The sequence below is a fragment of the Blautia sp. HCP3S3_G3 genome (assembly GCF_052063365.1).
Lineage (GTDB): Bacteria > Bacillota > Clostridia > Lachnospirales > Lachnospiraceae > Blautia_A.
The window spans coordinates 188,504-200,194 of record NZ_JBQHXR010000003.1 but is presented as its reverse complement, the minus strand read 5'-3'; the positions used below and the strand labels follow the sequence as shown (position 1 = coordinate 200,194).

Genomic DNA, 11,691 nt, shown 5'->3' with positions numbered 1-11,691 from the left:
CGGGTTGATCGCGGTAACGAGGATCAGTTTTCCGTTTTCCTTATCGGTTTCTTTCAGAAGATTGTAGTCGATTTTTGCTTTGTACTTTCCGTACTGCTCCAGATATTTGTCGTCAATACCTGCTTTTTCTGCAATGTCAGTGATTGGAAGCATTTCGCATTCCTGTGCAATTTCGATGTCGCTTTTGAATCCCATAATTGTTCTCCTTTCGTCGGCATACACAGATGCCGGTGCAAGTTCTCTGAAAGTACATATTACATGCAGTTTCAGGTAGGTTTACAGTGATGTACCAGAGCAATGTTCAAACACGCTCTGGCGGATATCACCGTGAGGGTAAAACAGCCGAGGCCTGATTTCTGCGTCCTGTTTCTTTTGGAAAAGGTAACAAAAAAGGACAGTATCTGATGTGCTCAAATACTGCCCAGACGGTCGGCGAAAACAAATCACTGATTCCCTGTGGTAACCTCCACTGTATCCGTCAGTTGTCAGTGATTTCTTAACTGATGACTTGATTCTAACACCCGATTCAGAATTTGTCAAGAATTTATCAAATTCTTGGAAATGTAAAAATGCACTAAATTTTAAGACGAGAATTGTAAAAAGTGCAACAAAATTGAAAAACATATACACTTTACATGAAAATATAGGAGTGGAAGCGAACTGTGTCAGATAACAGATCTCTTCATAGTCTTTTTCATAGATTGCTTAATGTATCTCTGTTCATTGTGGTTTATAAAAATTTTATAGTTTCCTCCGTTGATATCGCCGTAAATTATGTTAGAATAAACGCAAACCCAAATAGCATTTATAAGACGGAGAGGACAATATGAACAGAACTGAATTTCTGGAAATCTTAAGAGAGCAGCTGTCCGGTGAGATGCCGGAGGGGAGTGTTGCCGCTCATATACGCTATTATCATGATTATTTTGAGGAGCAGATGAAGAAAGGACGCAGCGAATCAGAAATTCTTCAGGAATTGGGAGATCCGCGGCTGATTGCCAGAACTCTTCTGGATACGGACCCGCAGTCAGATCAGGCAGTTTATGGCAGCGGAAGATATGAATCATCGGATAAGAGAAAACAGGGATCAGAGAATGGTTCCGGTTATGACAGAATGAATCAGGAACAGGTGAAGCATCGTACCTATCGTCTGGATCTGACTACCTGGTATGGAAAGGCTATTGTAATCGCGGCTGCGGCACTGATTATTGCAGGGCTGTTGGTGGTGATCGGAACGGTACTGCCGGTTATTGTGATCGTATGTCTCGTATTGTATCTGATATCCTGGATACGTAAGAGATAGTCTGGCACAATACTGCAGATGAGAAATCAGACAAGTTATTTGTTGAAACAGGAGTGTTTCAGTCCGTTGAAGATTTTCCGTGAACGATGAGAGCGGAAAAACGGCAACTGGAAAAGTAATAAAGAAATCAAACAGTCCCCGGGAAATGTGTGCCAGGAATACACATTTCCCCGGGACTTTTTTTTCTTTCATTGAGCATATTATGCAGCATATACCCGGGAATCATAAGAGTTATTGTGTCAGCAGTCCATTACCGTAAAAACAGCAACTGATCTTGCGCGCAGGATAAAGGAACCGTCTACACGAACCTCCTGTCCCTGCGGATAAAAACAGCGCCCCAGACCGTCTCCGCTGGTGTTGACACATAAATACCACACTCCGCCGTGAGGCAGTGCTGGAAGAGTGATCAGCACATCTTCCCAGTAGGTATTTATTGATATATAGACCAGATCATCGTGGCCTTTTTCTCTGTCATATCCGGCAAAGCTGACGGAGAAGGTTTTGGCATCATAGGGGATGTCCAGTTCTCTGGCATCCGATCCGTGTGTCTGCATGGGAGCCATACCGCAGACAGCAGTCGGGAGTTTTTTGCGGATGATGGGATGACGCAGCCGGAAATGAATCATATAGCGGAAAAACTCCAGCAGATGATGATTTTTCTGAATAAGATTCCAGTCAAGCCAGGAAATTTCATTATCCTGACAATATCCGTTGTTGTTTCCGAACTGTGTATTTCCAAATTCATCACCTGCAAGGAACATGGGAGTTCCCCGGCTGCACATAAGAACGGCACAGGCATTGCGGATCATCTGGTAACGCAGGGAAAGAACCTGGGGATCACTGGTTTCGCCTTCAGCACCGCAGTTCCAGCTCAGGTTGTCATTGGATCCGTCCGTATTGTTCCAGCCGTTGGCTTCATTGTGTTTATCGTTGTAGGAATACAGGTCATAAAGCGTGAATCCGTCATGGCAGGTCAGAAAATTGACACAGGAATTGTATCCGGCATAATTGTTGTTGTGATTGTCATAAAAACCTCCGTACAGATCACCGGAACCACAGATACTCTGTGCAGCATCCCATGCGCGCCAGCATTCTCCTTTCAGAAAACCTCTAAGGGCATCCCGGTATCTGCCGTTCCATTCAGCCCAGCGTTTGCTGGCAGGAAAACTTCCAACCTGATACATGCCGCCGGCGTCCCATGCTTCTGCAATCAGCTTTACATTGCTCAGAATCGGATCGTAGGCCAGGCTTTTCAGAAGAGGCGGGTTATTCATGGGGGATCCGTCTACATTGCGGCCGAGAATACTTGCCAGATCAAAACGGAAACCATCCACCCGGTAGCTGACGGTCCAGTAGCGCAGACATTCAAGAATCATCTGCTGTACAATAGGATGGTTGCAGTTCAGGGTATTTCCGCAGCCGCTGAAATTATAGTAATTTCCATCCGGAGTCAGCATATAATAGATGTTATTATCCAGGCCTTTGAAGCAGAAAGAAGGCCCTTTTTCGTTTCCCTCTGCAGTATGGTTGAATACCACATCCAGAATAACCTCAATTCCATTGTCGTGAAGGGATTTGATCAGAGTTTTCAGTTCTGTGCCTTCCTGATTGTATTCCCGGGAAGCAGTGTAGCTGGTATTCGGGGCAAAAAATCCAACGGTATTGTATCCCCAGTATTCCAGCAGCTTCTGCCCATTGACTTCTCTTGTATTGACCGTTTCATCAAATTCAAAGATCGGCATGAGTTCGACTGCGTTGATTCCGAGCTCTTTCAGATAGGGGATTTTTTCCATAAGTCCGGCAAAGGTTCCCCTGTGCTGAACGCCGGAAGAGGGATGCTGGGTAAAGCCTCTCACATGCAGTTCATAGATGATCAGGTCACTCATTTCTTTATGAGACTGAGGCATATCGCCCCAGTCAAACACGTCTTTGACTACCCGTGCGTGATAGGCATTTTCCTGTTTGTATCCCCATATACGCTGACCGGCGACTGCTCTGGCATAAGGATCCAGGAGAATATTTTTTTTGTCAAAAAGGAGCCCTTTTTCCGGACAATAGGGGCCGTCAATGCGGTATGCGTATTCAAGATCCTCGATATCCAGGCCAAGAACGAGCATGGAATAAACATCTCCGATTTTGTAAGCTTCCGGAAACGGAAGAACGGCATAAGGCTCTTCCTGACCTCTGTGAAAAAGAAGAAGTTCGCAGGAAGTGCCGCCATGTGTGTGAATGGTGAAGTTTACTCCGTACTGAAGGGGTGTTGCCCCATTTACGTCAAACATGCCGGGGCGGACCGGATAACCGGAAATGACTGCCATGGGAGTGTGATGGACGGGGGAGCCGGAGGTATAATTCTGAGTATATAATTGCATAAAGTATGTTACCTTTCTGAAGAAATTTATGGTGAAAGCAAATAATACGCTTATTCTACCATAAATCCAGGGCATCAGCTTGAAAAAAATTACTTTTTTGTTAAAATAATTTTCAGAATGATGCTTTGGAAAGAAATCAGGAGGTAGCCAAATGGGACCAGTAGTAAGCGTGATCGTACCGGTCTATAATGCCCAGAAGAGTCTGGCAAGATGTATTGACAGCATTCTGAACCAGACGTTCAAAGATTTTGAGCTGATTTTACTGGATGATGGAAGTACTGACACTTCCGGTGAAATATGTGACCGTTATGCGGAAATAGATGAACGCGTCCGTGTGATCCATAAAGAAAATTCGGGAGTTTCCGATACCAGAAATCGCGGGCTGGACATTGCTGAGGGGAAATATCTGCAGTTTCTGGACAGTGATGACTGGATCACTCCGGAGGCAACAGGATTGTTTGTTCGTACAGCGGAAGAAAACCAGTGTGATATGGTGATCGCCGATTTTTACAGGGTCATTGGAGAACGGGTTTCCCAGAAAGGTGCAATCGAAGAGGATGGGCTGATGGACCAGGTGACTTTTGCGGAAAATATGCTGCAGAAGCCGGCGGATTTTTATTATGGAGTTTTGTGGAATAAATTATATAAACGGGAAATTGTAGAAAGCTATCGTCTTCGCATGGACAGTTCTGTGAGCTGGTGTGAGGATTTTATGTTCAATCTGGAATATGTCCGCCATATCCGCAGTGTTTATGCGCTGAAAGTACCGGTGTACTACTATGTAAAAACAAAAGGTTCGCTGGTTTCTCAGGGAATGAGTGTGAAAAAGACAATTCAGATGAAACGTACGGTGTTTGAGTATTATAACAGCTTCTGCAAAGATGTTTTTGACGAGGAAGATTACGAAAAATACAAGGTGCAGGTGTACCGGTTCCTGATTGAGGCTGCCGGTGACGGTGTGGTTGCGCCTTCGATTCTTCCGGGAAGTTATAAGCTTGGGGCAGAGCGGACAAGCGTAAGTGAAGGAGTACAGGAAGGAGAAGGATTTTTCTTTGATTTATACAGGGAGAGAAAACTGCAGGAACGATTGTTTGATGTAGTAGCACTGAAAAACGAACTGCAGACAGTGGATATTAAATTGCTGTTTTATTTCAGCCGTCCGCATGAAAACTGTACTTTCAAAGAAACGACAGAGATTCTGGATATCACAAGAAGAGAACTGTCTTTCTCCATTCAGAGCCTGCTTTCCAGAAACCTGATCGAAGTGAAGGAAAAGCCTGTAAACAGGACGAAAACCAGAAAAACCAGAGACCGGAGTGAAAAAGACCTCGTTCAGGAGCCAAAAAGAAAAACAAAAGCCAGTGAATATGTACTGACGCCGGAAGCAGACGGAATTCTGGCAGAAGCACTTCTTGTGCTGGACGATTTCGAACAGCTGCAGTACGAGGGATTTTCGCAGGAAGAGATTATTATGTTTGAGCGGCTGAACGAAAAGCGGAATCAGAATATCAGAAGAGCCCTGGCGGGAAAGTATTAATGTTCTGGTATATAGGTTACGGGCAGCAATATCTCTGTTCAGCTGTATGAAATAACAGAATAAAAAAATATGAAAAAAAATAAAAAACATACTTGATAAATAGGAAAAGATGGAATATAATACTTGTAAATTAAAAACATAGTAAATGTATAGGAAATGGAGGAGATATATTATGAGTAATATTTATAAAGGCACATTGGGACTGATCGGGAACACCCCTCTGGTAGAGGTTACCAATATTGAAAAAAATCTTGGACTGGAAGCTACCATTCTGGTTAAACTGGAATATTTTAATCCTGCAGGAAGTGTCAAGGACCGTGTGGCAAAAGCCATGATCGAAGACGCGGAGCAGAGAGGAGTACTGAAAGAAGGTTCCGTGATCATTGAACCGACTTCAGGAAATACAGGAATCGGTCTTGCTTCCATTGCAGCAGCCAAGGGCTATCGTATCATTCTTACCATGCCGGAAACCATGAGTGTAGAGCGCAGAAACATTCTGAAAGCCTATGGGGCAGAAATCGTGCTGACTGAAGGGGCAAAAGGAATGAAAGGTGCTATTGCCAAAGCTGAGGAACTGGCAGCGGAAATTCCGGGAAGTTTCATTCCGGGACAGTTCGTTAATCCGGCAAATCCAGCTATGCACAGAGCAACCACAGGTCCTGAGATCTGGAAGGACACAGACGGAAAGGTAGATATTTTTATTGCCGGTGTAGGTACAGGCGGAACACTTACCGGTGTCGGGGAATACCTGAAATCCCAGAATCCGGATGTCAGAATTGTTGCGCTGGAACCTGCAGGTTCTCCTGTACTGTCTCAGGGAAAAGGCGGTCCGCATAAAATTCAGGGAATTGGTGCAGGTTTTGTGCCGGATGTATTGAATACCAGTGTTTATGATGAAATTATCACTATTGAAAACGATGACGCATTTGCGGCAGGCAAGCTTCTTGCAAAACAGGAAGGTGTTCTGGTGGGAATTTCTTCCGGTGCTGCGCTCCACGGTGCGATCGAACTGGCGAAACGTCCGGAAAACAAAGGCAAAACCATTGTTGCACTTCTGCCGGATAATGGAGACAGATATTATTCCACACCATTGTTTGCAGAGTAGGTGAAAGCGCGATGAAACTTTCCAAAAAAAGCAGATATGGTCTGAGGGCGCTGATCGATCTGGCTGTTCATTCAGCGAATGGCCACGTATCTCTGAACAGTATTGCAGAGAGGAATGCCATATCGCCGCAGTATCTGGAACAGGTTTTTTCAGGCTTAAGGAGAGCTGGAATCGTAAAAAGTGTGAAAGGCGCGCAGGGAGGATATCTTTTGAAGATTCCTGCAGACCAGATCCGGGTTTCGGATGTTATTGTGGCTCTGGATGGAAATTATTTTCTGGAGGACGACGACGGAAAAGAGAAAGGGATTTCCGATGCCATTCAACACCTGCTGATCGACCGGGTGAATCAGGAAACAGAGACGATTCTGTCCGGACTTACCCTGGACGACCTGAAGGAAGAATATCTGCGGAATGAAAATTCTGGGGAGGATATGTATTATATCTAATGTGATGATACAAGGGTCAAAAGGTCATGTGTTTCATGCTTGCATGAAAAAACATGACTTTGGGACCCGCAAAAACATGAGAAAGTAGCCCGAATAGGGCGGATTTCGAATGTTTTTAGGGCGCTGAACGTCCGGTGGATGTTTGTTTAGCGCCGACCGGAGCGAAGCGCAGATTTTCGGGAGCACGGAGTGCGGAGAAATCCGTGTATCAGAGGGGTCAAAATACCTTTTGACCCCATCATCATGTGATAAATGGATGTATGATATTTTGTGCAGCAGGCTGGTACATGTATGGATATTTGACACAGCAGGAAGATATTTATTAAATATAGAAAGCAGAAAATGAAAGGCAAAAAATATATTTCATTTTCTGCTTTTCTGTTTTTATATATGAGTTATTGAAAAAAATCGAGAAATGTCGAAAATTGTCGGACGAATTATGTTGATTTTTGCGCGTATATCTACTACATTAGTAACAGGATTGCTACCAAATATAGTATTATCCGAAAAACAGAAAGATGCAGGTAACCGTATAAGTTTGGTGATTTACAAATGGAGGAAGATATGTATTTATCAGAATTGTTTTTACTGTCTGCAGGAGAGGATATGTCAATGGAAAATGTGAAGAAAGCGGTTGACATATGCAATGGGGAAATGCTGCAGCGCATGGGAGAATTTCAGAATGAAGAAGCATGTTGTTTGTACTTTTTTGATGGTTCCGGAGAAGAGAGGAGAATCAACGCAGCCGGTCAGGAAATTCTGGATTTCTGGGACGTATATCGGGAATTTGACGAGGAGATGGAGCAGACAATGAAAGATGAGTCTGAAATTCTTAAGGTAGGGCGCTGGATGTGTTCCATACGGGAAAACGATATCCGACGTATATGATGAATTCACTGCAGATTCCTTTATCTGTGCGTGGAAATATAAAAACAGAAAAGCAGTTTTTGCGAATGAAATGCGAACCGCCGCTCCGGCAGTGTATGAAACTGAGGGAACAGCGGTTTTTGAATGATATTGATACAGAAATCCACGCAGGAGCAGCACGCTGTGCTGAGTAAGTATAAACAACAGTTAATACTTTATTGTATTGCAGGAAGAAACTTACGAAGTATGTTTTGAACGATTTTTTCGTTGAAAGGAAGAAATACTCCGGCAACAGGGCCGACGCATCCTGCACAGATGATTGTTCCGATTCCGACTGCACCGCCCAGCAGAAAACCGACCAGTACAAAAGTGGCGTCCACCACGATACGGACAATGCTGAAAGGCTTATGTGACTTATCACTGATGACAACAGCTACCAGATCATTAGGGCCTGTTCCTGCATCGGATTTGATGACGATGGTCATGCCATAGGCCAGAATCACACATCCGAGAGCGAGCATAAAAATCTTGTAGAGCAGGGGACTGTTTTCCGGAAACAGCGGAGCCAGAAAAATGGTAAAAAAATCAATAATCGGTCCGCCGCAGATCATACAGAGAATGGTGCCTGCTTTGATATAACTTCTGTCTGCAAATAACAGGATGAGAATGATCACAAAGCACAGTATGATATGTATCCGTCCGTGGGTCAGGATAGACCATCCTGTAAGAGCGGATGAGGTACGATATACACCTTGTACAAGTACATTAAACGGGTCAGCCCCGAGATCGGACAGAAGAAAAAGCGTGACACCCAGATGCGCAATGGTCAGTCCGACCAGCAGAATGAGGATGCGCAGGGCAGTTTCCTGATAGCTTCTTTTTTTCATAGAATGAGACTCCTTTGTTGTATTGGGGACGGAGAAGAGTGGCACCTTGCCTGTCCCTGGCGGCCTGCTTTGGGGGAAAGGACAGAAGATATCATCCCCGATGGTCATAATTCATATATACCTAATCGGCAGCTCTTTGTCAAGTATGTTTGTTGGAGACATAGAATAAATCTTTATTGCGGGAGTCTGCCTGATGGATGCGAAAGCTGCCGGGATACAGAAAATTTCTGGCTGTTTTTAAAAAGTTGGGTAAAAAATGGGGAAAATTAAAAAATAAAGCGCAAACTTTCATGCATAAATGCAGGAATACACCCTTGTCCGACGTCACCGGATTGATTGCATAAATCTTTACCAGTTCATTTGTAAGTTTGTCTGTTTGGTAAAATGTTCTTTTTTTATCTTGTATTTCACATATTTTTCGAATTATATAAGTAATATCAAAAATTAAGTTCAGAAAAAAGAACATTTTCACATATCGAACAAAACATTATATCATGTACTTCCATAATCCTTTGTTTTATAATACAATCATCCAAAGAGATCAATGATACGCCAATAATCGCGGAGACACCCGAGAGTAAGGAGAGTTAATGAAACCAGAGGATACGCTTAAGCGAAACAGATTTTATCATTGTCTTGAATACGACCACGACCAGACAGGAGAACTTTGCCTGATTTCCTGCGGTCTGGAACAGTGCGACGGAGGCGTCTGCTATGGCTCGGACATCAAAGATTATTATTGCCTTCACGCAGTGCTCAGCGGAACAGGGGTATTACGTATCAATGGCCAGGTACTTCATCCCCGGGCAAATCAGCTCTTTTTGCTGAAAGAAGGAGAACGGGCAGAATACATTGCCGATGAACAGGATCCATGGAAATACTGCTGGGTTGGTTTCAAAGGCGATGCGGCAAAAAAAATGTGTGATTATATCGGATTTACAGATGAAATTTATTGTCTGGATTCCAGAATAGAAGTATCTGAATTTTACAGTCTGCTCTATCGAATGCACGAAAAACCGGAAATGAATTTCATCAACGACCTGCACAGACGAGGAATTCTGATTGAACTTCTGGCGCTGGCCATGAGTGCGACGCAGAACCTGGAACGCACCATGACGTCCATGCGGTATTCACCGGAAGTTTACGTCAAACGTGCAACCGAATTTATACGTTATAATTACGCTACCATTACTGTCAATGATGTTGTGGAGTATGTTGGATTTTCCAGAAGCTATTTTTCCACGCTTTATAAGCAGATGACGGGAATTTCCCTTCAGGAATTCCTGATGAAATGCCGCATTGAACGAAGCAAGGAACTTCTGGTCAAAACGGAGCTTTCCGTTCAGGATATCGCAGTACAGGTAGGATATGACAATCCGCTGAACTTTTCCAAAGCATTCAAAGGGAACTGCGGACTCAGCCCCCTGCATTTCCGCCAGAACGAGAAAAAGGAGAAAAAAAATGAATAATCAGATGATTTCAGCTGTCCCTCCTATGGGATGGAATTCATGGAATACATTTTATGACAAAATTAACGATGAGCTGGTTCGTTCCATGGCGGATACCATGGTCGAACAGGGCCTGCTGGATGCGGGATACAACTATCTGATCCTGGATGACGGCTGGCAGGCACGCCAGAGAGACTCCAGGGGACACCTGATGGCAGATCCGGAGAAGTTTCCCCATGGCATCAAAGAAGTAGTCGATTATGTACACAGCAAAGGACTGAAAATGGGTATTTATTCCTGCTGCGGGACACATACCTGCGGAGGCTATCCGGGAAGTTTTGAGCATGAATTTTCTGATGCACAGCAGTTTGCCGACTGGGGCATTGATTATCTGAAGTATGACAACTGCTATCGCCCCGGAAGTACAGCAACAAACATTTTATACCGAAGGATCAGCATGGCTCTGCGCAGTACAGGGCGGGATATTCTGCTGGCAGCCTGCCAGTGGGGAACAGAAGATGTCCATCAGTGGATACGTTCCTCCGGAGCACACACTTTCCGTTCCACCATTGACATTCAGGATGCCTGGAATTCTATTCAGAAAATCGCATCATCTCAGATCAATCTGCAGGGGTATAATGGCCCGGATTGCTTCAACGATATGGACATGCTGGTTGTGGGAATGTATGGAAAGGGTCTGAATCCTGAAACTTCCATCGGAGGATGCACGGATGAAGAATATCAGACTCACTTTGCACTGTGGGCAATGATGAATTCGCCTCTGATCATTGGATGTGATATGCGCGAAATGACGGATGCCACAAAGAAAATACTGCTGAACAAAGAGGTAATCGCACTGAATCAGGATCCCGGCGTTCACAGCTGTTATTCTCTTCCTGTTTATGGGAATCCCGATGTTTTTGTTCTCGTAAAGCCCCTGGCAAATGGGGACTATGCCATTGCATTCTTCAACTTTGGAGATACCAAAGCAAAGGCTGTGCTGAACTTTTGGGACATGGGGCTTTCTGCATCTGCAGGATATGCATTCGAATTTCGGGACTGCATCAGCCATGAGGATCTGGGACTGCAGAAGGAATTTTTTGCGCCTGTTGTTTCTGCTCACGGCTGCAAAGTTTACCGCTGCCGTCTCGCCAAGAATTGCAAATGATTTTACAGAAAATCTGGAGGTAATATGACAAACCATCAGTGTACTCACTGTGCTGCGTTTTTGACCAGCGATGAAATTGCATTATATAAAAAACTGATTTCACGTGATGCGGAGAATTTCCTGTGCCTGGATTGTTTCGCGTCAGAATTATCAACCACAAGAGAGAAGCTGGAAGACCTGATTGAACGTCTTTACCAGATGGGAACCTGTTCTTTGTTTGTAAGATAAAATGATGATGGGGCCGTTGCAAAATAGATGAATAATCATCTATGGAGCAATGGCTCCATTTTTATATCTAAACGGATTATCCACAGTGAAACGCCCGGTAGGGGAGCTACCGGGCGTTTCGAGGGGAGTATAAATAATTAAATAAGGGGTTATGTAAAAAGAATTTTTGAAGGGTAAACTCTTTTTACACCCAAGATTATAATATAAATTGGAAAAAAAAGCAATATCATTTCATGAATAATCGGGCAAGTTTTTGGGATAATAGACGGTGTAATGAAAAAAAGCAGCATTTTTCACAGGAAATGCTGCCATATTAATTGCATTAGGAGG

General features: G+C 44.0%; 11 protein-coding genes and 1 riboswitch. Of the genes, 8 read left to right on the top strand and 3 right to left on the bottom strand.

Features of this window, described 5'->3' with window-relative positions:
- Nucleotides 1–195: formate--tetrahydrofolate ligase (locus ACTNEW_RS06160; RefSeq protein ID WP_441059059.1), on the bottom strand; the 195-nt coding region annotated here is incomplete at its 3' end.
- A 217-nt stretch (nucleotides 196–412) separates the two neighbouring features.
- A riboswitch (ZMP/ZTP riboswitch) is annotated at nucleotides 413–496 on the bottom strand.
- A 330-nt stretch (nucleotides 497–826) separates the two neighbouring features.
- On the opposite strand from ACTNEW_RS06160, the gene ACTNEW_RS06155 reads away from it, so the two are divergent.
- Complete coding sequence (locus ACTNEW_RS06155; RefSeq protein ID WP_441059056.1) at nucleotides 827–1,303, top strand: DUF1700 domain-containing protein; 477 nt, start codon at nucleotides 827–829, stop codon at nucleotides 1,301–1,303.
- Nucleotides 1,304–1,542: 239 nt separating this feature from the next.
- Here the strand turns inward: ACTNEW_RS06155 and ACTNEW_RS06150 are convergent, their stop codons facing one another.
- The gene (locus tag ACTNEW_RS06150) at nucleotides 1,543–3,675 is read right to left on the bottom strand and encodes a glycogen debranching protein (protein WP_441059053.1); all 2,133 of its coding nucleotides are present in this window, start codon (nucleotides 3,673–3,675) and stop codon (nucleotides 1,543–1,545) included.
- Nucleotides 3,676–3,826: 151 nt separating this feature from the next.
- Between ACTNEW_RS06150 and ACTNEW_RS06145 the strand changes: the two genes are divergently transcribed.
- The 4 genes from ACTNEW_RS06145 (at nucleotide 3,827) to ACTNEW_RS06130 (ending at nucleotide 7,651) form a co-directional block, all read left to right on the top strand.
- Nucleotides 3,827–5,212: a glycosyltransferase family 2 protein gene (locus tag ACTNEW_RS06145; protein ID WP_441059050.1), complete on the top strand. Its 1,386-nt coding sequence runs from the start codon at nucleotides 3,827–3,829 to the stop codon at nucleotides 5,210–5,212.
- A gap of 172 nt (nucleotides 5,213–5,384) precedes the next feature.
- The gene (gene cysK / locus ACTNEW_RS06140; RefSeq protein WP_441059047.1) at nucleotides 5,385–6,317 is read left to right on the top strand and encodes a cysteine synthase A; all 933 of its coding nucleotides are present in this window, start codon (nucleotides 5,385–5,387) and stop codon (nucleotides 6,315–6,317) included.
- 11 nt (nucleotides 6,318–6,328) lie between these two features.
- A complete protein-coding gene (locus ACTNEW_RS06135; protein WP_441059045.1) occupies nucleotides 6,329–6,763 on the top strand; it encodes an RrF2 family transcriptional regulator in 435 nt (144 codons plus the stop codon).
- 564 nt (nucleotides 6,764–7,327) lie between these two features.
- On the top strand, nucleotides 7,328–7,651 hold the full coding sequence (locus ACTNEW_RS06130) for a hypothetical protein (protein ID WP_441059042.1): 324 nt from the start codon (nucleotides 7,328–7,330) through the stop codon (nucleotides 7,649–7,651).
- A gap of 194 nt (nucleotides 7,652–7,845) precedes the next feature.
- Here ACTNEW_RS06130 and ACTNEW_RS06125 read toward each other — a convergent pair whose 3' ends face one another.
- The gene (locus ACTNEW_RS06125) at nucleotides 7,846–8,517 is read right to left on the bottom strand and encodes a YczE/YyaS/YitT family protein (protein ID WP_441059040.1); all 672 of its coding nucleotides are present in this window, start codon (nucleotides 8,515–8,517) and stop codon (nucleotides 7,846–7,848) included.
- Nucleotides 8,518–9,107: 590 nt separating this feature from the next.
- Between ACTNEW_RS06125 and ACTNEW_RS06120 the strand changes: the two genes are divergently transcribed.
- The 3 genes from ACTNEW_RS06120 to ACTNEW_RS06110 are packed head-to-tail and all read left to right on the top strand — an operon-like array spanning nucleotide 9,108 to nucleotide 11,361.
- Nucleotides 9,108–9,986, top strand: coding sequence for an AraC family transcriptional regulator (locus ACTNEW_RS06120; RefSeq protein WP_441059038.1), 879 nt, complete (start codon nucleotides 9,108–9,110; stop codon nucleotides 9,984–9,986).
- Nucleotides 9,979–11,133: a glycoside hydrolase family 27 protein gene (locus tag ACTNEW_RS06115; protein ID WP_441059034.1), complete on the top strand. Its 1,155-nt coding sequence runs from the start codon at nucleotides 9,979–9,981 to the stop codon at nucleotides 11,131–11,133. Before ACTNEW_RS06120 ends, ACTNEW_RS06115 begins: the two co-directional genes overlap by 8 nt.
- A gap of 24 nt (nucleotides 11,134–11,157) precedes the next feature.
- On the top strand, nucleotides 11,158–11,361 hold the full coding sequence (locus ACTNEW_RS06110; protein ID WP_441059031.1) for a hypothetical protein: 204 nt from the start codon (nucleotides 11,158–11,160) through the stop codon (nucleotides 11,359–11,361).
- The last annotated feature ends 330 nt before the right edge of the window (nucleotides 11,362–11,691 follow it).

Coding starts and splice junctions, on each gene's coding strand:
- ACTNEW_RS06155 (WP_441059056.1), top strand. CDS start 827: ATGAACAGAACTGAATTTCTGGAAATCTTAAGAGAGCAGCTGTCCGGT.
- ACTNEW_RS06150 (WP_441059053.1), bottom strand. CDS start 3,675: ATGCAATTATATACTCAGAATTATACCTCCGGCTCCCCCGTCCATCAC.
- ACTNEW_RS06145 (WP_441059050.1), top strand. CDS start 3,827: ATGGGACCAGTAGTAAGCGTGATCGTACCGGTCTATAATGCCCAGAAG.
- cysK (WP_441059047.1), top strand. CDS start 5,385: ATGAGTAATATTTATAAAGGCACATTGGGACTGATCGGGAACACCCCT.
- ACTNEW_RS06135 (WP_441059045.1), top strand. CDS start 6,329: ATGAAACTTTCCAAAAAAAGCAGATATGGTCTGAGGGCGCTGATCGAT.
- ACTNEW_RS06130 (WP_441059042.1), top strand. CDS start 7,328: ATGTATTTATCAGAATTGTTTTTACTGTCTGCAGGAGAGGATATGTCA.
- ACTNEW_RS06125 (WP_441059040.1), bottom strand. CDS start 8,517: ATGAAAAAAAGAAGCTATCAGGAAACTGCCCTGCGCATCCTCATTCTG.
- ACTNEW_RS06120 (WP_441059038.1), top strand. CDS start 9,108: ATGAAACCAGAGGATACGCTTAAGCGAAACAGATTTTATCATTGTCTT.
- ACTNEW_RS06115 (WP_441059034.1), top strand. CDS start 9,979: ATGAATAATCAGATGATTTCAGCTGTCCCTCCTATGGGATGGAATTCA.
- ACTNEW_RS06110 (WP_441059031.1), top strand. CDS start 11,158: ATGACAAACCATCAGTGTACTCACTGTGCTGCGTTTTTGACCAGCGAT.